Below are 21,922 nucleotides of genomic sequence, written 5' to 3' on the forward strand. Positions count from 1 at the left end.
TAGGCTTTGTACGAAAAGTCGACGAGCGATGGCCAGACAAGGCAAAAATCGGCAGGAAAGCCGATTTGGGCAGCTCCGCTGCTCGGAGAGCGAGCGACATGGACGTCGCGAGTCCAAAGACGGAGTTTACGCAGTGTAAATGAGTACTTTGAGCCGATTTTTAACGCTGTATGGGCGAGCGCAGACAGTTTTCGTACAGAGCCTAGCGCATCACGCCCTCCTCCTCGAGTAGCCTGAGGATCGCCTCGGCAGCCTGCTCCGGGGTCACGTCGGTGAGCAGCTGCCCACCGCCGCCCTGCGCCTTGCCCGCGGCGGCCTTGAAGCGGTCGCGAGCCGAGGCCGACTTGACGATCTTCAGCCGCCGGGGGCGCTTGCGCGCCGGTGACAACGTCCACCCGGCGAAGGCCTCGTCCGGCACTGCCAGGGCCGCCTCGACCTTGATGCTACCGCGGCGTGCCGGGCCAAAGGCGCTCTGGCGTGCCGGCGCGGCGGCACCGTCCACGGTAACGACAGCCGGCAGGCGCACCTGAATGCGCCGGCGCTGCCCCCGCGGCAGGGCCTGCAGCAGGGTCATCCGGTCGTCTTCGATGGACTCCACCTCGACCAGGCCATTGACCAACGGCCAGCCCAACCGCTCGGCCAGGACATAGGGCAGAAGCCCCGAGCCCTCGCCCTGCTCGGCTCGGGCCCCGGTGACGACCAGTTGCGGCGGCGTCGCGGCGAGGCGCTCGGCCAGGGCTGGCACCACATCGGCCCCTTCGGGCTGCTCCAGCAGGGTCAGTCGTTCAAGCCCTGTGCCAACGCCTCTGGCCATACCCAGGTAACCACGCAGGGCCGTCTCGTTATCGTCGTCGCGCTGGCCGGCATGCAGCAGACGCACCCGGGAGTCCGGGCGGAACGCGGCCAACGACAAGGCCAGTTCCAGGCCACGGGCGTCCTGATCGGCACGACGTGCCCGACCGGTGACCGGGTGGCGGCCCACGGAAACCAGCACCGCCACTTCCAGGCCTCGTGATTCAGGCTGCATCCTGTTTTTCTCCTTTCCTGGTCAATGCCGGGTCGCGCTCCAGCACGTCGACCAGCGCCGCGAGAATGCTCGACGAATCGCCGATCACCGCCAGGTCGGCGCGCTTGATCATGTCGCAGCCGGAGTCCCGGTTGATGGCCACCACCTTGTCGCACCCCTGGATCCCCTGCAGATGCTGGATGGCGCCGCTGATACCCACCGCCACATAGACCCGGGCGGTGACCCAGGTGCCGGTGGCGCCCACCTGGCGGTCGCGGGGCATGAAGCCATCGTCCACCGCCACTCGCGAGGCGCCTTCGGTGGCGCCCAGCATTCTGGCGGCATGGTGAAAGCCCTCCCAGTCCTTGACGCCGTTGCCGGCGGAGAGAATGAACTCCGCCTCGGCCAGCGCCACACCGGCCGGGTCGACGGCCACCTGGCCGAGGTCCTCGATGCGTGAAAGCGCCTCCGGTGGAGACTGGCTCAGCGTCATGGCCTCGGCGGCGTGGCGGGTCTCGCTGACCGGCTCGGCGCACTCGGCCAGGGCCAGAACGACCCGCGGCAGGGGCCGCTGTATATCCAGGCGATCGACCGCACCCCGCGCGGTGCAGCGCCAGCCCGACGGCGCCGTGGCATCGGCATCGACCTGCCAGACGCCGGTGGCCGGTCGTTCGCCCAGGCGTGCGGCCAGGCGGCGGCCCAGGTCGGCACCGCCCAGGGCGGAGTCGGGCAGCAGCCAGTGGCGCGGCGCGAGCTCGCGCTCCACGGCCACGAGCCCTGCCAGCCACGCCTCGGGGACAAAGCCTGTGTGGCCGTCCCCCTCGATAGTCAACAGGCGATCGACACCCGCCTCGGCGAAGGCCTGCTCTTTCAGCTCGCCGCCCCCCTCGCGGTTGTGCTCGCCGAATGCCACGGCCAGCACGGCGCAGGGACGCGCCGGGTCGGCATCGGCCAACTGTCGGGCCAGGCCCAGCAGGTCACGGTCGTGGCTGGAGAGACGCCCACCGGGCATGTCTGGCACCACCGCCACCAGGAAGGCCGGGGCCTCGATCGTGACACGCCGCCGCTCATCGGCGGCCACCATCCTATGGCCGGCTCCACGTCCCGCCGCGGCAGCCTGCTGGACCCCGCTGCGGTCGATGCGCTTGAGACCGTTGGGGCCAGTGAAACCCGGCGCATGGGGGTTCTTGCGGATCACGCCATTGGGGCCCATCCACTCGGTTGCCGCAGATGCGCCCTGCCTGCCAAGTTCCGCCAGCACGCCCAGGTGCTCGGGGTGCAGGCGATTGCGGGCAATCCACTCGCGGCGTGGGTCGCGGCGTATCGTATCGATCTCCCGGTTCATGGTATCGCCTCCTCGGTAGCCGGCCGACTTGCCCGGACAGTGCCCTGGGTCGTGGAATGCTCGACCAGGGCCTCGGCCACCAGTTCGGCGATATCACGCACCTCGGCGCCGGCATCCACCACGCCCTCCAGCATGGCGGTACACTGCGGGCAGCCCACCGCCACCAGCTCGGCACCGGTCTCCTTGACGTCGTTCATGCGCATATCGGGAATCCGCTGCTTGCCGGGAATGTCGGTGATCGGCGCCCCGCCACCGCCGCCACAGCAGCGCGAACGGAACCCCGAGCGCGCCATTTCCGCCACCTGGATACCCAGCGCCGCGAGCACCTTGCGGGGTGCCTCATACTCGCCGTTGTAGCGCCCCAGGTAGCAGGGGTCGTGATAGGTGACGCTACCCCCCTTCCAGGGCCTGAAGGTCAGGCGCCCCCCCTCATGCAGCTCGCTGATGAAGGTGCTGTGGTGGGCCACGTCATAGCGGCCATCCCGACCTTGCGGATAAAAGTCGCCATACTCGTTACCCAGCACATGGAAGCTGTGGGGGTCGCAGGTGACGATGCGCTGGAAGCGGTACTTCGACAGGGTGGCGATATTGCGCCGGGCCAGGCTCTGGAAGGTGGCCTCGTCGCCCAGGCGCCGGGCCACGTCACCGCTGTCGCGCTCCTCGGTGCCGAGCACGGCAAAGTCGACGCCGGCGGCGCGCAGGATCTTCACCAGGGCCCGCAGGGTGCGCTGATTGCGCATGTCGAAGGCGCCATCGCCCAGCCACAGCAGCACCTCGGCCTGCTGTACATCCGCCATCAGCGGCAGGTCGAGGTCCGCCGCCCAGTGAAGCCGTGAGCCGGGATCGAAGCCGCCGGGGTTGTCGGTGGCGATCAGGTTGTCGAGCACCTCGGCGCCCTTGCCCGGGGTATTGCCCCGCTCCAGGGTCAGGAAGCGACGCATGTCGACGATGGCATCGACGTGCTCGATCATCATCGGACACTCCTCCACGCAGGCGCGGCAGGTGGTGCACGACCATAGCGTCCCGGCATCGACGAGCGCCGTCCCTTCACGCGCCACGATGGGCCCATGGGGGCTGCCATACCGTTCAAGTGAGTGCTCCCCTACCGGTTTGCCCCCAAGCCCTGGTGAAGGGTACGCGGAGCCGGCATAGTTCGCATCGCTCCCTCCGGCCATGCCCACCACCATATCCTGGATCAGCTTCTTGGGGTTGAGGGGCTGGCCGGCGGCGAAGGCTGGACAGGCCACCTCGCAGCGCCCGCACTGCACGCAGGCATCGAAGCCGAGTAGCTGGTTCCAGGTGAAGTCGCCGGGCGTCTCCACGCCCAGCGGCACTGCGGTATCGTCGAGATCCAGCGCCTTGAGACCGGTGGAACGCCCGGTGCCGCCACCCTTGGCGGAGAAGCGCTCGGGGCGGCGGTGGAAGGCCAGGTGCAGGGCGCCGGCGAAGGCGTGCTTCATGGGGCCGCCCCAGGTCATGCCGAGGAACAGCTCGCCCAGGCCCCAGGTCACCAACCCGGCCAGGACCAGGGCCGCGAGCCAGTGCCCCGCCTCTACGGGCAGCAGGCCCAGCGTCGACAGGGTGATCAGGAAGACGCCACCCGAGAAGGCCATCAGGCTCTTGGGCAGGCGCATCCAGGGCCCTCTGGAAAGACGTGCGGGCGGGTCGCACCGACGCTTGGCCACGAACAGGCTGCCGACGAACATGGTGGCACTGGCCACGAGCAGCCCCCCCCCCAGCAGCGGGTTCGTCCACCCCAGGCCGTGCACCAGGATCATCAGCACCGCGGCCGCCACGAAGCCGCCGGCGGTGGCCACGTGAGTGTGAGACATCGCCCTGTCGCGGGCCACCACGTGGTGCAGGTCGACCAGGTAGCGGCGCGGCATGGCGGCCAGGCCCTGGAGCAGGTCGACCTCGGCGGGCCGCCCCTGACGCCATAGGCGGATACGCCGCCAGGCGCCGATTACCGCCAGGGCCAGGGCGGAGAAGATAAGTATCGGCAGCAGGGTTTCGGGCATCTCGCTCACCTCGCAGGCTGGGAATGGTGATTCGACGTTGGATGCGAAAAGGTGGTGGCAGGGGGAGCACGCAAATGTCGGCGTTGCCGGCCGAGGGCCATCCTCGAGCGCAATAGCTTTCACTCAGAAGTCCTTGCAGATCCGCAGGGCGTCGTAAATGGCCGCATGGGTATTGCGCGGCGCCACGCAGTCGCCCAGCCGGAACAGCAGGAAGCCGTCCCCCGCCTCGCCTCTCTCCTCCGCCAGGCAGGGCTGCGGCCTGGCGGCATAGAGTGCCTCCAGGTCCACCTGTCCCCCATTGCGCGACTGCGCCTTGAGGGCGTAATAGAGCGACTCATCCGGCCGCACGCCGTTCTCCACCACCACCTGATCGACCACCCGCTCCTCCTGGACGCCGGTGTACTCGTTCTCGAGCACCGCCACCAGGCTCTCTCCCTCGCGGTAGACCTTGTGCAGCATCAGGTCGGAGGTCATGATCACCTCCTTCTCGTAGAGGCTGCGGTAGTAGGTGGGGAAGGTGGTGCCCCCCACCGCCGCGCCGGGCTTGATGTCGTCGGTGACGATCTCGACCCTGGCACCCTTGTCGGCCAGGTAGTCCGCCGCCGAAACCCCGGAAAACTCGCAGATGGCGTCAAAGACCAGCACGTTCCTGCCCGGCGCCGCCTTGCCCGAGAGGATGTCCCAGGCGCTGACCACCAGGCTCTCCTCTGCATTCTCCGAATACCCCCACGCCGGGTTCTGGGTCATGAACGGCTGGCCACCGGTGGCCAGCACCACGATATCCGGGCGAAGATCCTGAATCGTCGCCTCGTCGGCGCGGGTGCCCAGGCGCAGGTCGACCTTGAGCCGCGCCAGTTCCAGTTGGTACCAGCGGGTGATGCCGGCGATCTGGTCGCGCTGCGGGGCCTTCGAGGCAATGGTGATCTGCCCGCCAAGACTGTCGGCCGCTTCGAACAGCGTCACCTCATGGCCGCGCTCGGCGGCCACCTTGGCCGCCTCCATGCCGCCGGGGCCACCGCCCACCACGACCACACGGCGCTTGGGCCCTTCGGTTTTCTCGATGATATGCGGCAAGCCCATGTACTCCCGGGACGTCGCCGCGTTCTGGATGCACAGCACATCGAGGCCCTGATACTGTCTGTCGATGCAGTAGTTGGCACCGACGCACTGCTTGATCCGGTCCACCTGGCCCATCTTGATCTTGGCGATCAGGTGCGGGTCGGCGATATGCGCCCGGGTCATGCCGACCAGGTCCACGTAGCCGCCCTCCAGGATACGCTGCGCCTGGTTGGGATCCTTGATGTTCTGGGCATGGATCACCGGCACGCCGACCACTTCCCTGATGCCCGCCGCCAGGTGCAGGAAGGGCTCCGGCGGATAGGACATGTTGGGAATCACGTTGGCCAGCGAGTTGTGGGTATCGCAGCCGGAGCCGACCACACCGAAGAAGTCGACCTGGCCGGTGGCATCGTAGTAGGCGGCGATCCGCTTCATGTCCTCGTGCGTCAGGCCGTCGGGGTGAAACTCGTCGCCGCAGATGCGCATGCCGACCACGAAGTCGTCGCCAACCTCGGCGCGCACCGCCTTGAGCACTTCCAGGCCGAAGCGCATGCGGTTTTCGAAGCTGCCGCCCCACTGGTCGCTGCGCTTGTTGACCCGTGGGCTCCAGAACTGGTCGATCAGGTGCTGATGCACGGCGGAGAGCTCGACGCCGTCGAGTCCCCCTTCCTTGGCCCGCCGCGCGGCCTGTGCGAAGTCGCCGACGATGCGCCAGATTTCCTCCTCCTCGATGGTCTTGCAGGTCGAGCGGTGCACCGGTTCGCGGATGCCGGAAGGCGACACCAGGGCCGGCCAGTCGAAGCCGTCCCAGCGTGAGCGGCGACCCATATGGGTGATCTGGATCATGATCTTGCCGCCATGCCGGTGCACGGCATCGGCAAGGTTCTGGAAGTGCGGAATGATACGGTCGGTGGTCAGGTTCACCGAGCTCCACCAGGCCTGGGGACTGTCGATGGAAACCACCGACGACCCGCCGCAGATACATAGCCCGCAGCCACCCTTGGCTTTCTCCTCGTAGTACCTGACGTAACGCTCGGTGGTCATGCCGCCGTCGGTGGCGTGGACCTCGGCATGGGCGGTGCTGACCACCCGGTTGCGGATGGTGAGCTTGCCGATCTGGACCGGCTGGAAGATCGCGTCGAATGCCATGGAGATACCCCCTAACCTTGCTGCGCCAGCGGCTTGACCACGAAATAGCCCACCTCGCAGCCCGCTTCGGCACCGCTCTGGGTCTGCTCGGCCACGGTGCGCAGCGAGCTGCCGCGGGCCGCGAGGGCCTGGTCCATGGCCCCGGCGAACCAGCCGGTGAACATGTAATCGACCTTGGTGCCGGTCTTGCCGAGCTGGTAGACGAAGGCGCTGTGCTCCAGGCGCACTCGGGCGGTGCCGGCCTGCAGATCGATCGACTCGGTGACGAACCTGCCCCAGCCGCGCTGTGAGAGCCGTTTCATGTAGTGCTCGAAGACCTCCACGCCTGCCAGACCGTGCAGCTCGGCCTCCTTCTCGCACCAGTGCCAGGCGCTCTTGTAGCCGGCGCGGTAGAGAATCTCGGCATACTTGCCGGCGCCCAGGGCCTCCTCCACGGCGATATGATTGTTGATGAAGAAGTGCCGCGGCACGTAGAGCATCGGCAGGGCGTCGGTGGTCCAGACACCTGTTTCGCTGTCCACCTCGATGGGCAGCTCGGGGGCCATCTTGGTCACGGTCGTATTCCTCGAAATCGTTGTTCTGCAAGGTGAGCGGCGCCGGGGATAGGTCGTGGAGGGGGTCTTTTGCCATGGATGGCAAAAGTAGCGCCCAGGGAAGGGTTTACAGCGCCCCCTCCTAGACCTATCGCCGGTAAAGCCGCGTCTTTGGGCAGGAGCAATCCCCACCGCGGCTGCCGATCAGCTTCCCCACACATCCTTGAGCACGCGCACCCAGTTCCCGCCCATGATCTTGCGCACCTGGGACTCGCTCATTCCACGCCTGAGCAGCGCCTCGGTGAGATTGGGGAACTCGCCGATGGTGCGAATGCCCTCGGGATTGATGATCTTGCCGAAGCGGGTCAGGCGGCGGGCATAGCCCTTGTCGTGGGTCAGCCACTCGAAGAAGTCCTGGCCGTGACCCTGGGTGAAGTCGGTGCCGATACCGATGGCGTCCTCGCCGACGATGTTCATCACGTATTCGATCGCCTCGACGTAGTCGTCGATGGTCGCGTCGATGCCGGCACGCAGGAAGGGCGTGAACATGGTGACACCGACGAAGCCGCCGTGGTCGGCGATGAACTTGAGCTCGGCGTCGGACTTGTTGCGCGGATGCTCCTTGAGGCCTGACGGCAGGCAGTGGGAATAGCAGACCGGCTTGCGGGATTCGAGGATCACTTCCTCGGAGGTCGTCGAACCCACGTGGGAGAGATCGCACATGATGCCGACCCGATTCATCTCGGCAACGATCTCTCGGCCGAAGCCCGAGAGCCCGCCATCACGCTCGTAGCAGCCGGTACCCACCAGGTTCTGGGTGTTGTAGCACAGTTGCACGATGCCCACGCCGAGCTGCTTGAAAACCTCGACATAGCCGATCTGGTCCTCGAAGGCATGGGCGTTCTGGAAACCGAAGAGGATGCCGGTCTTGCCCTCTTCCTTGGCCCGGGTGATGTCGGCGGTGGTGCGTACCGGGCGCACCAGGTCGCTGCACTCGGCCATCAGTTGGTTGGACTTGACGATGTTGTCGACGGTGGCCTGGAAGCCTTCCCACACCGAGACGGTGCAATTGGCCGCCGTCAGGCCGCCGCGACGCATGTCCTCGAACAGCTCGCGGTTCCATTTGGCGATGATCAAGCCATCGATGACGATGGCATCCTGGTGCAGGTCGGTGGGGGTCATGGCCGGTTCTCCGTGTTGTCGTTGCCTGCCGGCAGCATAGCGCCGGCAGGCTTCCCGCACGAAGGCTGGAAGCGACGGAGAGGATTCCAATTACGTCATGCCTGTCGCAAAAACGACCTCTTTCCCATGCATGTCGTGCCGGCCCTACGAGAGAACCCAGGCAAAGGGGCCAAAGGCCTCGCTACTTGGTGACCGCCACACTCGCATAGGTCGGTTCCCCACGCGCCTGGTCGAGGGCGGCCATGGCACTGGAAATCGGCTCACCGGGGATCGCCTCGAAGGCGGCACCGCAGAATAGCCTATCGGCCTGCTTGTCCTTCAGGCGTACCATCGGCTGGAGGTTGCCGATTCGCTCGTCCCTCGGAGGGAAGCCGAAGAACTCGCGGTAGCATTTGGAAAAATGGGGGGTCGACACGAAGCCGCAGGCCGAGGCCACCTCGATGATCGACATGGCCGTCTGCTTGAGCAACTGCCGCGCCCTGGTGAGCCGCAGCTTGAGGTAATAGCGTGAAGGCGAGCAATGGAGGTTCTTCTGGAACAACCTCTCCAGCTGGCGCCGGGAGACATTGACGTAGCTGGCCAGTTCGTCAAGGCCGATGGGCTCTTCCAGGTTGGCTTCCATCAGGGCCACGATCTCGAGCAGTTTGGGCTGGGTGGTGCCGAGCACATGGCGCAGGGGGATACGCTGCTGATCCTGCTCATTGCGCACGCGCTCGCAGATGAACATTTCGGAGATACCCGCCGACAGTTCACGCCCGTGGTCCTTGGCAATCAGGTTGAGCATCATGTCCAGCGGTGCCGTGCCGCCGGAAGAGGTGGCACGGTCACGGTCGATGCAAAATAACCGCGTGGTGAGTTCGATCCTGGGAAAGGCCTCGCGCATCGCCGCCATGCACTCCCAATGGGTACTGACATCGTAACCATCGAGCAGCCCGGCCTTGGCTAGCGCCCAACTACCGGTACAGATGGCCCCCAGGCGTCGCGAGAGCCGGGCCTGGCCCTGCAGCCAGACCACATGTTCGCGCTGCACGCTGCGATGCGGCCCGACGCCTCCGCATACCACCACCATATCCAACCCCAGCGAGGTGCGGATGGAGACGTCCGGTGTCACCTTGAGGCCATCGCTGGCGCTCACCGGCTCACCATCGACCGTCAGGGTGTACCAGCGGTAGAGCTCATGCCCCGCCAGCTGATTGGCCATGCGCAGGGGCTCGATGGCCGACGCCAGGGAGATCAGGGTGAAGTTGTCCAGCAGCAGGAAACCGATCGTCTGGGTCTTGATCCCGTCGCCCCCGCCGGATGGAATCCTGCCGCCGACAGGGGGCTTTGATGAACTCGTCATGGTCTATCTCCCGAGCAGCTATGGTTCGATACGATCTCACCGCTCCCTGCCCTGTTCTTGTCGTTTGCCGCACTGACCCGACAGCGACATCCTGTCGTCCATCGGCATGCCTTTTTACACGGTATCGAAACCCGACACCCACGGCCTATCGTATTTTTCTCTATCAGGAACGGCGTCTCATTGAGTGTGACAATCAGCCGGCTCCCTTCGGCTCTGACTGACGCGTCCCGGCGGGGTATCATGCTCCCCAATGTCCTGCAACGGAGCCGCCATGTCTGCCGCCCCTCCCCTGCCGCTGTCAACGCCCAGCCGCAACCTGGTTCGTCTGACCATCGTTCGCGGTATTACATGGACAGGCTTTCTGGCAGCCATCGTCATCGGCGTGGAGCTGCTCCACTTCGAGCTGAAGGTAGTGGCCGTCATCGGCGTCATCGTCTCCATGGGTCTGATCAACCTCTTTACCTGGTGGCGACTGGGGCGTCAATGGGTGGTCAACCATAGCGAGTACGTGCTCCATCTCCTGGCCGATGTGCTGGGCCTGACATTGCTGTTCTATTTCACCGGTGGCTCCACCAATCCCTTCATCAATTACTACCTGGTGCCGGTGACCATCGCCGCCGCCACCCTGCCCTGGCGCTATGCCTGGATCATCGCATCGGCAGCCATGGCTTCCTATACGATGCTGATGTTCGACTACCATCCGGTCCCCCAGCTCACGCACCATCACGGCGACGAGAGCGTCAATCTGCATATTCTGGGCATGTGGCTCAACTTTGCCCTTTCCGCGGGCCTGGTCACGTTCTTCATCTACAAGATGGCCCATGCCCTGCGCAGCCGGGACCAGGCCCTGTCGCGCACCCGGGAGGCGGCCCTGCGCAATGAACAGGTGGTGGCGGTGGCAACCCAGGCCGCCGGAACGGCGCATGAGCTCGGCACGCCGCTGTCCACCATGGCGGTGTTGCTCAGCGAGATGCGAGAGGAGGCCCAGGGCAACCCGGCCCTGCGGAAGGACATCGACCTCCTGCGTCAGCAGGTCGATGTATGCAAGTCGCGGTTGCAGCACCTGGTGCAGAGTGCCGACAGGCGCCGCATGGCCGAGCCGGAAGTGTACGATGCCAGGGACTGGCTGGAGGGTGTCGTACAGCGCTGGCTGGTGCTGCGGCCGGATGTCAGCCATCGACTGGAAATCGCCGGCCAGCGCGGTACGCCATGGCTGAAGGTGGATACCACCCTCGAGCAGGCGATCACCAACCTGCTCAACAACGCGGCGGATGCCAACCCCGACGATATCCATATCGGCCTGGACTGGAACGGCAACGAAGTGATTCTCGATATCCGTGACCATGGGCCGGGTGTCGCCATGGACATCGCCGACCAGCTCGGCGAAACCTTCGTTTCGACCAAGAGCAAGGGTATGGGGATTGGTCTGTTCCTCACCCATGCCACCATCAACCGCTTCGGTGGTGGCGTGAGCCTGTATAATCATCCCGACGGGGGAACGCTGACGGAAGTCATCCTGCCGTCAAGTGATCCCCGAGACACCGCGAGCCCTGCCTGACACGACGAGGACGCCATGCAAGACGCCGACACACGCCTGCTGATCATTGATGATGACGAAATGTTCTGTCATGTGCTTTCCCGCGCCATGGCCAGGCGCGGATTCGATGTCATGGTGGCCCATGACGCCGAGCAGGCATTGATCCTGGCCCGCCGTCACCATCCGGGAGTGGCGACCCTGGATCTCAAGCTCGAGCAAAGCTCAGGCTTGAAGCTGCTGCCCGAACTGCTGGAAGTGGTCCCCAATTGCCGCGTCGTGGTGTTGACCGGCTATTCCAGCATCGCCACCGCCGTCGAGGCGATCAAGCTCGGCGCCGTCAATTACCTGTGCAAGCCAGCGGATGCGGAGGAGATCCTGGTCGCCCTGGGTCGCGAGCAGGGTGATCCGGACGCGGAAGTGGCCGACAATCCGCCCTCGATCAACCGCATCGCCTGGGAGCACATTCAGAAGGTCCTGCAGGAGCATGACGGCAACATTTCCGCGACGGCCCGGGCGCTGGGAATGCACCGGCGAACCCTGCAGCGCAAACTGCAGAAGCGGCCGGTGCGGCGCTAGGCCTGTCGGAAACCGGCTCCGCTCGGCTTACTGTGCCGTCCAGCCCAGGTCGATGTTCCAGCTCGAGCCGGTCACGGCCCCCGCCGCATCGGACGCCAGGTAGGCAACCAGCCCGGACACCTCCTCGGGTTCGATCAGGCGTTTCACGGCAGCGTTCTTGAGCATGATCTGCTCGATCACCTCCTGCTCATCCATGCCGTGCAGCCTTGCCTGATCGGCGATCTGGTTCTCGACCAGCGGCGTTTTCACATAGGCGGGGCAAATGGCATTGGCGGTGATGCCCTGTGAACCGCCTTCCAGGGCGGCGGTCCTGGTCAAGCCGATCAAGCCGTGCTTGGCACTGATGTAGGCGGACTTGCCGGGCGAGGCCACCTGGGCATGCACCGATGCGATATTGACGATGCGGCCCCAGCCGTTCTGCCGCATCGATGGCCAGACGGACTGGCTAAGCAGGAACGGCGCGGTCAGCATCAGGCCAATGATCTGATGCCACTTGGCTTCCGGAAAATCCTCGATGGGAGAGACATGCTGGATGCCCGCATTATTGACCAGGATGTCCACTCGACCAAAACGCTTGATGGCTTCGGCGACCGCGGCCTTGCAGGCGTCGCCATCGGTGAGATCGGCCTGGAAGAAAGCGGCACCGGCGGCATCGGCCTTTTCCTTGGCCTGCTCATTGAAGTCAACGGCCAGTACCTGGTGGCCCAACTCACGGAACTGACGCACCACGGCTTCTCCGATACCGCTGGCAGTCCCGGTCACCAGGGCAACACGGGGACTGGGGGTCGTTGCATTGGTCATGAACAAATCCTTCTACACGGCAGTGGGTGGGGAGTTTCACATCTCCCAGCATAAGCGCCTGTTCATGCCTCGACTAGGTCTTGTACGAACAGACGGCGAGTGAAGGCCAGACAAGGCAAACATCAGTGACGAATCGGCAGGAAAGCCGATCTGGGCAGCGTCAGCTCGCGACCGCGGGGTTGCCCAGGCAGGCAATGTCCTGGCCCGGCTCAGGCTTCGGGGGTCATGACCCTGTCCATCAGCTGCTGTGCCAGTCGGCTCGCCTCGTGCAACGACCCGATGTCGGAAAGATCCGTCATCAGCTCACAGCGCCATAGCCATAGCGGGGCCCCCAACCGTTCCACCGCGAAGGGGTAGCAGCCCGAAGGCAGGGCGAACCGGCGACGGGATTCCGGCTCGGGAGAGGGCCTATCGGCCTCGACGGGAACCAGCGCAAGCGACAGGGAGACGGGCGTCACCAGGGCGCCCACCAGATACCGCTCCCTAAGCGTGTCGTCCAGAGAGGCCGGCAGCTCCTGGAAACACAGCGCATCAACGGTCAAGCGTGGATTGTAATGGGGCGAGGCCTTCATGCCGCGGCCCTGTTGCTGCTGCCAGGCCGCGGCCAGGTCGCGAAGCCGCTCATACTGTTCGGGGGTCAGGGCCTGCATCGGCAACTCCTCGTGCGTCGGATGGACAACGGTGCACCCGTTTCGGCAAGGGCGCGCCATGGCTGCTATTCTGGCAGTTCAATCTGTGACGAGGAATGCCCATGCTCCCTCAACAGCGCCTCGAACTGGCCGTATCGATCGCCAAGGAGGCTGGCGAGCGCATTGTCGACGCTCGTTGTCGGCAAGACTTCAGCCAGCGCTACAAGAACGGCCAGGAACTGGTGACCGATGTAGACCTGGAAATCGACACCCTGATCAGCAAGCGCCTGGAAGCCAGCCTTCCCGGCGAGTCCCGCTTGAGCGAAGAGTTGGCACCGGACAAGGCGGTGCTCACCAGCGCCGATGCCCTGTGGGTGGTGGACCCCATCGACGGCACCGTCAACTTCGCCCACGGGCTGCATCACGTTGCGGTCTCCATTGCCTGGGCCAGCGAAGGCAAGACCCGGCTCGGCGTCGTGCATGCCCCTTTCCTCGGCGAAACCTTCACCGCCCTGTATGGTCAGGGCGCCTGGTGCAACGGCAAGTCGATCCATGCCAGCCGAATCACGAACCTGCAACATTGCCTGGTCGGCACGGGCTTTCCCTATCGACGCGACAGCCGCCCTCCGCTGCTGCGGCGATTGACGACGGTGCTCGAGCACTGTCAGGACATCCGACGAAACGGCTCGGCCGCGCTGGACCTCTGCGATGTCGCTTGCGGGCGGCTTGGAGCCTACTACGAAACCGTATCCCCCTGGGATTTTGCCGCCGGATGGCTGATCGCCCGGGAGGCGGGCGCACGCGCGGGTCATCTGTACCCATGCCCCGAAGGCATTCCGGAAGATCTCTATGGCGAAAACCTGCTGGTCAGTGGACCGGAAATCTTCGCGGAACTCGGCGACCTGCTTCGAGCCGCCGACGCCAACGAGTTCCAGTGGTCCCGGGCAGAGTGAGACCCGCACCCCCATTCAACGAAACTGCCGAACGAAACAGGTGGCAGAAACGGAGCGCCGCAGCCTGCCGATAGGCCGAACCAATGACGGGACTAGCGGGCCGCTATTGGCGCTGATGCAAGTGATACGCCACAATGGCGCCACATTTTTTCAGGAGAAACATGCCATGTTCGTCGTGATCTTCGGTCGCCCCGGCTGCTCTTTCTGCGTTCGCGCGCAGTCACTTGCCGAGCGGCTGGAAAAGGCGGGCGCCATCGAGGGGCACCGCTACGTGGACATCCTGGCCGAGGGAATTTCCAAGGCCGATATGGAAAAGACCATCGGCAAGCCGGTCGCCACCGTGCCCCAGGTTTTCGTCGACCAGGCCCATGTCGGAGGATTCACCGAATTCGACCAGTACGTACGCGACAACGCGCTCCTGGAGCAGAGCCGCGCCACCTGAACCACTCCTTCGCAGCAGGGTCGTCGCAAGCCGGCCCTGCCTGTGCCCAAAGCGTCCTTCTCCCGTTGAAAGCCCCTAGACGTCAACACCTATACTGTCGCCTTATGACCGGCGTCATCAGGACAGAGGGAACGCACGATGCAACGGGAAGAGTTCGTCCAACAGCTGTGGCTCGACTATATCCACCAACATCCGGATGTGGGAGCACTACGCCTGTGGCCGATAGAGACGCCCGCCGAATATCTGACGCTACTGACCCTGAACGAACCCCCTTTCGCGACGGCCAATCTCGTGCCTACCCTCGGTCATCTCGGCTATCGACCGCTGCAACGCTATGCGATGGCGGATCGTGGCCTGCTCGTTACCCTGCTCGCACCTCCCGATGAGGGCCCCTGGCTGGTATTGGCCGAGCTCCAGCTCGGCACCCTGTCGCGTCAACCGCGGGAAATACTGGCTGAACTGGTAGCCAGAACACATCCCCAGGATACCCGTGGCAAGAACCTGCTTTGCCGCGGCCGCCCCTGGCCCATGCCAGACTGGAGCAGTTACCAGGCGCTATACGGTGCCCATCCTCTGGCCGGCTGGCTGGCCGTCACGGGGCCAGGCATGCATCATGCCGGCTTCGACTGTGAACGCCTCGGCAGCGACCTGACCACTCTGGATGCCGGCCTGGTACAGTCCGGTCTCGCGGGCAGCGGGGATCGGCATCATGGCGTCTTTCCGGTTTCACCTTTACTGGAATACCGCTTCTACCCCACCTCTTCCCGCCGACTGGCCTTCGCCGCAGGCGACGAGCATCGGATCGACCTGGGAGGTCTGGCCCTGGTCCAGAAGTGCCTGAGCAACGACCATGAGCGTGCCGTGGAGCTGTTGCTCCCCCACCATACCCGCTGCGAAATCGCCTGATGCAAGCCAACGGTTATCCACAGAAATTGTGGATAACACTGTGCAAGGCGGCGGATGACCGCCCAGCCAGCCAGTGATTACCCGGGCCTCATACATTTTGATCACTAATTCACCACCTCCTGTAACAGAAGAAAGAATGACACGACGCAAAGAAGCCCGGGCAACCATGCCCGGGCCTCTTTGACGTACGTCAGCAACGGGACCGACCGGCGTCGCCGCTACTGTGCAGGATTCAATCGAACGTCATTTCCGGCACATGCTCGGGAACGACGAGCTTGCCGGCGGTCTTTTCGACGATCTCCTCGACGCTGACGCCCGGTGCGCGCTCCTTGAGAATGAAGGTACCGTTTGCGATCTCGAGGTAGGCCAGGTCGGTCAGAACCCGATTGATGCAGCCGGCCCCGGTCAGCGGCAGGGTGCACTTCTCGAGCAGCTTCGATTCACCATGCTTGGAGGCGTGGGTCATGGTGCAGATGATGTTTTCGGCACCGGCAACCAGGTCCATGGCGCCGCCCATGCCCTTGATCAGCTTGCCGGGCACCATCCAGGAAGCGATGTTGCCTTCCTGATCCACCTCAAAGGCGCCGAGGACGGTCAGGTCCACGTGACCGCCACGGATCATGCCAAAGGACTCCGCCGATGAGAAGATCGCCGCACCGGGACGAGCCGTTACGGTCTGCTTGCCGGCGTTGATCATGTCCGCGTCGACCTCTTCCTCGGTGGGGAAGCGCCCCATACCGAGCAGTCCATTCTCGGACTGAAGCATGACGTCGATACCCTCGGGAATGTAATTGGCCACCAGGGTCGGAATACCGATGCCCAGGTTGACGTAGAAGCCGTCCTGGAGTTCGCGCGCCACGCGCTGTGCCATCTGTTCGCGAGTCAGTGCCATCTTGATGCCTCTTGTCATTGTGAGTCACGCCGGACTGGCCGGCCCGCTCGAATCAAACCCATGGAAAGTCGCGTATTCAGTCGCGAACGGTGCGCTTCTCGATGCGCTTCTCGAAAGCACCCTGGATGATCCGGTCGACGTAGATACCCGGGGTATGGATCTGGCTGGGTTCGAGTTCACCCGGCTCGACGATCTCTTCCACTTCGACCACGGTGATCTTGCCGGCGGTAGCGGCCATGGGGTTGAAGTTCTGGGCAGTGTGACGATAGACGACGTTGCCGTAACGGTCGGCCTTCCAGCCCTTGACGATGGCAAAATCGCCGGTAATGCCTTCCTCGAGAATGTAGTGGCGCCCGTTGAACTCACGAACCTCCTTGCCTTCCCCGATCGGCGTGCCATAGCCGGTAGCGGTATAGAAGGCCGGAATGCCGGCACCGCCGGCGCGCATCCGCTCGGCCAGTGTCCCCTGGGGCGTCAGCACGACCTCGATTTCGTCGTTGAGCATCTGCTGCTCGAACATGGCATTCTCGCCGACATAGGAGGCGTAGATCGTCTTGATCTGACGGTCTTCCAGCAGCAGGCCAAGACCGAATCCATCGACACCGCAGTTATTCGAGACCACGGTCAGGTCCTTCACGCCACGACGCTTGACCTCGGCAATCAGGTTCTCCGGAATGCCACACAGGCCAAAGCCCCCGGCGATCACGGTCATGCCGCTCTCGATCCCTTCCATTGCCTCTTCATAGGAGTACACGCGCTTGTCGAACCCGGCCATCGCGAAGCCTCGTCTTGTTGTGAGATGAGTGAGTGACAGTACCTGATCAGTGTTGACCCGCCCAATATATTTGTTAAGTTTGTTTTTTTTATCAATTAATCGGATAAATAAATAAAACCATCATGGCCATGACCGTCAAGCAGCTACGCGCGTTCCAGACAGTGGCCCAGACCCTGAGTTTCACCCAGGCCTGCGAACGACTCCACCTGTCACAGCCCGCCTTGAGTCTCGCCATCAAGGGGCTCGAAGAAACGCTGGGGGGTGCCCTGCTGATCCGCAGCACACGCAGTGTCAGGCTGACCCCGGAAGGGGAAACGCTGCTTCCCCTGGCCAAGCGACTGCTTGCCGACTGGGACAACGCCGAGGAATTGCTGCGTCAACGCTTCACGCTGCAGCTCGGCCGTGTCGCCCTGGCCGCCATGCCTTCCATCGCCTGCAATCGCCTGCCCCGGGCCCTGCGAGTCTTCCGCGGACAGTTTCCCCGTGTCAACGTGACGGTACACGACGTCATCAATGAGCAGGTGATCGACATGGTGCGCCGGCAGCAGGTCGAGCTTGGCGTCGCCTTCGAACCGGAAACACGCGAAGGAATCGATTTCCTGCCACTTTCCGATGACACCTTCGTGGCGGTGGTACCTCCCGACTCCCCCCTGGCCGGTGCGGCATCGATCGACTGGAGCGCCCTGCTGGAATACGACTTCATTACCTTGCAGCGCCCTTCCATGGTGCGCATTCTGGTCGAGCAGGCACTCGCTCGCCGCGGCACCGAACTGCCCGTGGCGTTCGAGAGTCATCAGTTGGCAACGGTCGGCCGCATGGTGGCGAGCGGCCTGGGTGTCAGTGCCGTACCCGCGCTGTGCCGTGAGCAGATGCATGAGCTGGGTGCACGTTGCGTGCCCCTGCATACCCCCCGGATCCGGCGCACGGTGGGTGTCGTCGTCGGTGGCGGCCAGGAGCTCTCCACCGCTGCCCGTGCCCTCTATGACGTACTGCGAACCACGCTCATGTGACGGAGCGACGTAACATCACGTAGCGCTGGGCAGTCCACCCATGATCCATTAGCATGTGCGGCTGTCATGAGAATCTGCAAGGAGTGAGGCATGTCGACCCTGAAAGGGATCGTCAGCGTGCTGCTGCTGGTGGTCAACACCCTGTTCTGGGGAATTCCCCTCGTGCTGCTGACCGCCCTCAAGCTGATCACGCCAGGCCGTCCATTGCGTCGAACCGTCCTGCAGGGTCTCAATCACGTCGCCCTCAACTGGATAGGCTTCAACCTTTGGTGGATGCGCCACTGGCTCAGGCCGGACCTGAACATCTCGCTGCCCAAGGGATTGTCCCGGGAGAAATGGTGGCTGGTACTGTCCAACCATCGCAGCTGGACCGATATCTTCATGCTGTTGATGGCCCTGCATCGGCGAATCCCCATGCCCCGTTTTTTCCTGAAGCGGCAACTGATCTGGGTGCCCGTCGTGGGGCTGGCCTGGTGGGCGCTGGAATTCCCTTTCATGCGCCGCTACACGAAGGCACAGCTGCAGCGGAAACCCCACCTCTCCCGAATGGATCGCGAGGCGACCGAACGCATGTGCGAACGGGCCCGTGAAACGCCCATGGCCATTTTCAATTTCGTGGAAGGCACACGATTTACGCCGGCCAAGCGTGATGCCCAGGGCAGTCCGTTCCAGCATCTTCTTCGACCCAAGGCCGGCGGCATCGCCCAGGTCTTGAACCTGCTGGGCGATCGCCTCAGTGGAATCCTCGATGTGACATTGCGATACGATAACCCCAAGCCCACCTTCTGGGGTTTCCTGTGTGGTCGCGAAGGGCCGATCTCACTCGAAGCACGGTGCCTTGACGTTCCCGCCTGGATGCCGGAAGGCAGCTATTACGACGACCCGCACTACAAGGAGCGCTTCCACTCATGGCTCAATGCCCTGTGGCAGGAAAAGGACGAGGCGCTCGATTTGCGCTGACATTCGCCGTCCTGCTGCTGTTGACGGCCTGTGCCGGTCGCAGCGGCGACGTCCAGCGCAGCGGAGACCCCGGCATCGGCGGACAGTGGGTCACGGTACAGCGTGGCGACACCCTGGGCAGCATTGCTGCCCGGGCCGATGTCCCGTTGGCTCGATTGCAGCGCTTCAACCCCGATGCCAACCCCAATCGCCTGGCGGTAGGCCAGCGTTTGCTGGTGCCTACGCAACAGGAACGGGCACCTTCCGGCGGCCCCTATCGCTACCAGATTCGACCCGGCGACACCTACTCGGGTATCGCCCGACGCTTCAAGACCACCCCTGCCCGTATCCAGTCGGCGAACCCCGGCACCGAGCCCACCCGGCTCAGGGTAGGCCAGGTGATTCAGGTTCCCCTGCAGGGCGCGGTGGCCAGTGCCGCTCCCGCCAGCGGTTCGCAAGGCACCGCCAGCTCGAGTGGCAGCGGCGCGACACGCACTCCCCCGCCAACGCCGGACACCAGCTCGCTGCCCGGTTCGGCCCGGAACTGGCCATGGCCATTGGATGATTATCGTGTGGTCAGGGCATTCGGCAGCGACAGCCGCGGAACGCTTCAGCCCATGCTGCTCGCCACCAGCCGAGGCGCCAGGGCCAAGGCCGTCGCTGACGGCGACGTGCGCTTCGCAGGCAGCATGCGCCAGCTCGGTCGGGTGGTGATCGTTCACCACCCGGACAACCTGCAGAGCGTCTATGCCCTGTGTGACTCGATACTGGTCGAAGATGGTGCCCGGATCAGCCGTGGCACGCCGGTATGCGAAGTGGGCTTCAGCAACACCACCGAACGCCACGACCTGCTCTTCGACCTGCGCCTGGGCGGCAAGCCGATCGATCCCCGTCGCGTGCTACGCTGATAGCCATGTCGATATCCCACCAGGAAACGTGCGACATCCTGCTGGCCTCTCCCCGGTTGCAGCGGTTTTGCACGCTGCTCGGCGAACCCGAGGCCAGTGACATGCTGGACCGGCTGGATGACGAACTCGCCTGGCAGCAACCACGCCTACGACTCTATGGCCAAGAACGTCCGATCCCCCGGCAGCAGGTGTGGATGGGAGATGAAGCGGCGCGATACCGCTACTCCGGGCGCACCTTCACCCCGGAACCGTGGCACGCCGCCGTCGTGCGCATTCGTGACACCGTGATAGACCGACTGGCGGGGAACGGCGTCATGGCGTCCTTCAACAGCGTCCTGCTCAACCGTTATGAAGACGGCAGCGACCGCATGGGCTGGCATAGCGACGACGAGCCCGAACTCGGTTCCGACCCCCTGATAGCTGCCGTCAGCCTGGGTGCGGAGCGCCCGTTGCGTTTTCGCTGGAAGCAGGGGCTGGGCGCCCCCTTCAATGTCTGGCTGCCTCATGACAGCCTGCTTCTCATGGACCGGGGTACGCAGGATCACTTGCAACATGCGCTCCTCCCCAGGCGTATCCCCGGCAAGCGGATAAGCCTTACCTTTCGTCATGTTGCGGCAAGCGGCGGTATAGCCCCCACAGGATAGTCAGCAGCAAGGCATAGACCATGCCGCCCATGGGGTAGGCAAGGAAACTGTAGGTCAGGCCGAAATCGATGAAGGCCACCGACAGCAACGTACCCGCGATGGCCAGCGCCCGCCTTTCCCCGGAGCCACTGCCGATTCCGCCGGCGAAGAGCCACAGGGGCGTGACATAGAGCGCCAGGAGCGTCAGCAACCCTGGCAGGCCACGCTTCACCCAGGCGTCGAGCACATCATTATGGGCATGCCAGAAACGTCCCAGTGACGCGTCCTGGACACCCTCTGCACCGCGCTCACGCATGGCATCCCGGTAGCCCCCGGTCCCCCAGCCGGTGACCGGCCGCTCGGCAATCAGCTGGCTCGCCCCCTTCCACATCTCGAGCCGTGCACTGACCGAGGTCATCTCGTCATCCCCGGCCATGTACTGCTGCAGGCCGTTGATGGCGCTATGGACGCGTGGCGCGACGCCGGTCTGGGGCATCATGTAGAGACTGCCCAGCAGCGCCAGCAGGGACGCCACCAGTGCCAGGCGCCAGCGTAGCGACAGACGCTTGCCATGGCCGCGATAGAGCACCCAGATGGCCAGCGGCAGGCCAATCCAGCCCCCTCGTGAACCGGACAATGCCGAGGCCGCCAGTCCTGCGAGTCCACCTAGCGCCAACAGCAGCGTCCAGCGCCAACGCTCGTGACGCGTCAGCGCCCAACCGAGGCCGGCAAAGCACAGCAGCCCGGCCAGCAGACCCAGGTTGCCGAACAGGATGGCATGCAGGGGATCATGGCCATCGGCACGAGCGGTCTTCTCGATGATACGTTGCCATAACGCCCAGGTGCCGGCGGAGAGGCTTCCCAGAGCGAGCCCGGCCCATAGCCAGGCCGCGGAAGGCCTGAGCCTGGACAAGGCGACCAATGCCACCATGGAAAGCCAGATCGGCCAGGCATCGCGCAGACCCTTGAACCCCATGCCATGACCGGATTCCATCAGCACCCAGCTCAGGCCATAGAGTAGCAATACCCCCATCAGCACCTTGTCATGGCGCTGCGGGAAATCGTTCGCCGGGTACTCGCCGGCTGCCAGGGCGGCCACTGTCAGCAACAGTGGCACCACAACCAGTACCGGCCAGGGCAATATCAGGAATGCACTACCGGCAAACACCAATGCCATGGCCGCAAGGGGGCCATGGCATGGGTCTCGGAAACGCCGTGGAAAGATCACGGCCATCGGCCGGTAGTGTTCATTGTCGATCATGTCGTTTGCTCAAGCGGATTCCTTCACTGCCGGCTT

The 21,922-nt window shown here is 64.3% G+C and carries 21 protein-coding genes; 9 read left to right on the forward strand and 12 right to left on the reverse strand.

The window, feature by feature from the left end; translation table 11 throughout:
• Window positions 1-202: 202 nt before the first annotated feature.
• From etfB to gbdR, 7 genes are all read right to left on the reverse strand, one after another.
• Window positions 203-1,027: an electron transfer flavoprotein subunit beta gene (gene etfB, locus C1H69_RS11415; protein ID WP_102653530.1), complete on the reverse strand. Its 825-nt coding sequence runs from the start codon at window positions 1,025-1,027 to the stop codon at window positions 203-205.
• Complete coding sequence (gene etfA, locus C1H69_RS11420) at window positions 1,017-2,351, reverse strand: electron transfer flavoprotein subunit alpha (protein ID WP_102653531.1); 1,335 nt, start codon at window positions 2,349-2,351, stop codon at window positions 1,017-1,019. Before etfA ends, etfB begins: the two co-directional genes overlap by 11 nt.
• A complete protein-coding gene (locus tag C1H69_RS11425) occupies window positions 2,348-4,369 on the reverse strand; it encodes a (Fe-S)-binding protein (RefSeq protein ID WP_102653532.1) in 2,022 nt (673 codons plus the stop codon). Before C1H69_RS11425 ends, etfA begins: the two co-directional genes overlap by 4 nt.
• 123 nt (window positions 4,370-4,492) lie before the next feature.
• Window positions 4,493-6,577 carry a dimethylglycine demethylation protein DgcA gene (gene dgcA / locus C1H69_RS11430; RefSeq protein WP_102653533.1) on the reverse strand — a complete coding sequence of 695 codons (2,085 nt, stop codon included), beginning with the start codon at window positions 6,575-6,577 and terminating at the stop codon, window positions 4,493-4,495.
• Window positions 6,578-6,588: 11 nt separating this feature from the next.
• Window positions 6,589-7,131 (reverse strand): 4-vinyl reductase, encoded by a 543-nt coding sequence (locus C1H69_RS11435; protein ID WP_102653534.1) that lies wholly within the window; start codon window positions 7,129-7,131, stop codon window positions 6,589-6,591.
• Window positions 7,132-7,314: 183 nt separating this feature from the next.
• Entirely contained in the window at window positions 7,315-8,292 is a 978-nt protein-coding gene (locus C1H69_RS11440) for a dipeptidase (protein WP_102653535.1), read from the reverse strand.
• 181 nt (window positions 8,293-8,473) lie between these two features.
• Window positions 8,474-9,634, reverse strand: a complete 1,161-nt coding sequence (gene gbdR / locus C1H69_RS11445) for a choline metabolism transcriptional regulator GbdR (protein WP_102653536.1) — start codon at window positions 9,632-9,634, stop codon at window positions 8,474-8,476.
• A 271-nt stretch (window positions 9,635-9,905) separates the two neighbouring features.
• Here gbdR and C1H69_RS11450 point away from each other — a divergent pair, with 271 nt between their 5' ends.
• Window positions 9,906-11,192, forward strand: a complete 1,287-nt coding sequence (locus tag C1H69_RS11450; RefSeq protein ID WP_102653537.1) for an ATP-binding protein — start codon at window positions 9,906-9,908, stop codon at window positions 11,190-11,192.
• A gap of 15 nt (window positions 11,193-11,207) precedes the next feature.
• Window positions 11,208-11,747: a response regulator transcription factor gene (locus C1H69_RS11455; protein WP_102653538.1), complete on the forward strand. Its 540-nt coding sequence runs from the start codon at window positions 11,208-11,210 to the stop codon at window positions 11,745-11,747.
• A gap of 27 nt (window positions 11,748-11,774) precedes the next feature.
• Here C1H69_RS11455 and C1H69_RS11460 read toward each other — a convergent pair whose 3' ends face one another.
• Together C1H69_RS11460 and hybE are read right to left on the reverse strand one after the other, a co-directional pair.
• A complete protein-coding gene (locus C1H69_RS11460; protein ID WP_102653539.1) occupies window positions 11,775-12,548 on the reverse strand; it encodes a 3-hydroxybutyrate dehydrogenase in 774 nt (257 codons plus the stop codon).
• A 209-nt stretch (window positions 12,549-12,757) separates the two neighbouring features.
• Window positions 12,758-13,198 carry a [NiFe]-hydrogenase assembly chaperone HybE gene (hybE, locus tag C1H69_RS11465; RefSeq protein ID WP_165789462.1) on the reverse strand — a complete coding sequence of 147 codons (441 nt, stop codon included), beginning with the start codon at window positions 13,196-13,198 and terminating at the stop codon, window positions 12,758-12,760.
• Between the two features lie 101 nt (window positions 13,199-13,299).
• On the opposite strand from hybE, the gene C1H69_RS11470 reads away from it, so the two are divergent.
• From C1H69_RS11470 to C1H69_RS11480, 3 genes are all read left to right on the forward strand, one after another.
• Window positions 13,300-14,130 (forward strand): inositol monophosphatase family protein, encoded by an 831-nt coding sequence (locus C1H69_RS11470; RefSeq protein ID WP_102653541.1) that lies wholly within the window; start codon window positions 13,300-13,302, stop codon window positions 14,128-14,130.
• A gap of 166 nt (window positions 14,131-14,296) precedes the next feature.
• The gene (locus C1H69_RS11475; RefSeq protein WP_102653542.1) at window positions 14,297-14,572 is read left to right on the forward strand and encodes a GrxA family glutaredoxin; all 276 of its coding nucleotides are present in this window, start codon (window positions 14,297-14,299) and stop codon (window positions 14,570-14,572) included.
• Between the two features lie 138 nt (window positions 14,573-14,710).
• Window positions 14,711-15,478, forward strand: a complete 768-nt coding sequence (locus C1H69_RS11480; protein WP_102653543.1) for a VOC family protein — start codon at window positions 14,711-14,713, stop codon at window positions 15,476-15,478.
• A 232-nt stretch (window positions 15,479-15,710) separates the two neighbouring features.
• Here C1H69_RS11480 and C1H69_RS11485 read toward each other — a convergent pair whose 3' ends face one another.
• Both C1H69_RS11485 and C1H69_RS11490 read right to left on the reverse strand, forming a co-directional pair.
• Window positions 15,711-16,370, reverse strand: coding sequence for a CoA transferase subunit B (locus C1H69_RS11485; RefSeq protein ID WP_102653544.1), 660 nt, complete (start codon window positions 16,368-16,370; stop codon window positions 15,711-15,713).
• Between the two features lie 76 nt (window positions 16,371-16,446).
• Window positions 16,447-17,145, reverse strand: a complete 699-nt coding sequence (locus tag C1H69_RS11490) for a CoA transferase subunit A (protein ID WP_102653545.1) — start codon at window positions 17,143-17,145, stop codon at window positions 16,447-16,449.
• A 128-nt stretch (window positions 17,146-17,273) separates the two neighbouring features.
• Between C1H69_RS11490 and C1H69_RS11495 the strand changes: the two genes are divergently transcribed.
• From C1H69_RS11495 to C1H69_RS11510, 4 genes are all read left to right on the forward strand, one after another.
• On the forward strand, window positions 17,274-18,155 hold the full coding sequence (locus C1H69_RS11495; RefSeq protein WP_102653595.1) for a LysR family transcriptional regulator: 882 nt from the start codon (window positions 17,274-17,276) through the stop codon (window positions 18,153-18,155).
• A 90-nt stretch (window positions 18,156-18,245) separates the two neighbouring features.
• Window positions 18,246-19,115 (forward strand): acyltransferase, encoded by an 870-nt coding sequence (locus C1H69_RS11500; protein ID WP_102653546.1) that lies wholly within the window; start codon window positions 18,246-18,248, stop codon window positions 19,113-19,115.
• On the forward strand, window positions 19,064-20,002 hold the full coding sequence (locus tag C1H69_RS11505; protein WP_102653547.1) for a M23 family metallopeptidase: 939 nt from the start codon (window positions 19,064-19,066) through the stop codon (window positions 20,000-20,002). Before C1H69_RS11500 ends, C1H69_RS11505 begins: the two co-directional genes overlap by 52 nt.
• A gap of 5 nt (window positions 20,003-20,007) precedes the next feature.
• A complete protein-coding gene (locus C1H69_RS11510; RefSeq protein ID WP_102653548.1) occupies window positions 20,008-20,646 on the forward strand; it encodes an alpha-ketoglutarate-dependent dioxygenase AlkB family protein in 639 nt (212 codons plus the stop codon).
• On the opposite strand, the gene C1H69_RS11515 is transcribed toward C1H69_RS11510, so the two are convergent.
• On the reverse strand, window positions 20,597-21,886 hold the full coding sequence (locus C1H69_RS11515; protein WP_102653549.1) for an O-antigen ligase family protein: 1,290 nt from the start codon (window positions 21,884-21,886) through the stop codon (window positions 20,597-20,599). The genes C1H69_RS11510 and C1H69_RS11515 overlap by 50 nt on opposite strands.
• Window positions 21,887-21,922 lie beyond the last annotated feature (36 nt).

The organism is Billgrantia endophytica (genome assembly GCF_002879615.1).
In the GTDB taxonomy this organism is placed as follows: Bacteria; Pseudomonadota; Gammaproteobacteria; order Pseudomonadales; family Halomonadaceae; genus Halomonas; species Halomonas endophytica.

Coding starts and splice junctions, on each gene's coding strand:
- etfB (WP_102653530.1), bottom strand. CDS start 1,027: ATGCAGCCTGAATCACGAGGCCTGGAAGTGGCGGTGCTGGTTTCCGTG.
- etfA (WP_102653531.1), bottom strand. CDS start 2,351: ATGAACCGGGAGATCGATACGATACGCCGCGACCCACGCCGCGAGTGG.
- C1H69_RS11425 (WP_102653532.1), bottom strand. CDS start 4,369: ATGCCCGAAACCCTGCTGCCGATACTTATCTTCTCCGCCCTGGCCCTG.
- dgcA (WP_102653533.1), bottom strand. CDS start 6,577: ATGGCATTCGACGCGATCTTCCAGCCGGTCCAGATCGGCAAGCTCACC.
- C1H69_RS11440 (WP_102653535.1), bottom strand. CDS start 8,292: ATGACCCCCACCGACCTGCACCAGGATGCCATCGTCATCGATGGCTTG.
- gbdR (WP_102653536.1), bottom strand. CDS start 9,634: ATGACGAGTTCATCAAAGCCCCCTGTCGGCGGCAGGATTCCATCCGGC.
- C1H69_RS11450 (WP_102653537.1), top strand. CDS start 9,906: ATGTCTGCCGCCCCTCCCCTGCCGCTGTCAACGCCCAGCCGCAACCTG.
- C1H69_RS11455 (WP_102653538.1), top strand. CDS start 11,208: ATGCAAGACGCCGACACACGCCTGCTGATCATTGATGATGACGAAATG.
- C1H69_RS11460 (WP_102653539.1), bottom strand. CDS start 12,548: ATGACCAATGCAACGACCCCCAGTCCCCGTGTTGCCCTGGTGACCGGG.
- hybE (WP_165789462.1), bottom strand. CDS start 13,198: ATGCAGGCCCTGACCCCCGAACAGTATGAGCGGCTTCGCGACCTGGCC.
- C1H69_RS11470 (WP_102653541.1), top strand. CDS start 13,300: ATGCTCCCTCAACAGCGCCTCGAACTGGCCGTATCGATCGCCAAGGAG.
- C1H69_RS11475 (WP_102653542.1), top strand. CDS start 14,297: ATGTTCGTCGTGATCTTCGGTCGCCCCGGCTGCTCTTTCTGCGTTCGC.
- C1H69_RS11480 (WP_102653543.1), top strand. CDS start 14,711: ATGCAACGGGAAGAGTTCGTCCAACAGCTGTGGCTCGACTATATCCAC.
- C1H69_RS11485 (WP_102653544.1), bottom strand. CDS start 16,370: ATGGCACTGACTCGCGAACAGATGGCACAGCGCGTGGCGCGCGAACTC.
- C1H69_RS11490 (WP_102653545.1), bottom strand. CDS start 17,145: ATGGCCGGGTTCGACAAGCGCGTGTACTCCTATGAAGAGGCAATGGAA.
- C1H69_RS11495 (WP_102653595.1), top strand. CDS start 17,274: ATGACCGTCAAGCAGCTACGCGCGTTCCAGACAGTGGCCCAGACCCTG.
- C1H69_RS11500 (WP_102653546.1), top strand. CDS start 18,246: ATGTCGACCCTGAAAGGGATCGTCAGCGTGCTGCTGCTGGTGGTCAAC.
- C1H69_RS11505 (WP_102653547.1), top strand. CDS start 19,064: ATGGCTCAATGCCCTGTGGCAGGAAAAGGACGAGGCGCTCGATTTGCG.
- C1H69_RS11510 (WP_102653548.1), top strand. CDS start 20,008: ATGTCGATATCCCACCAGGAAACGTGCGACATCCTGCTGGCCTCTCCC.
- C1H69_RS11515 (WP_102653549.1), bottom strand. CDS start 21,886: ATGATCGACAATGAACACTACCGGCCGATGGCCGTGATCTTTCCACGG.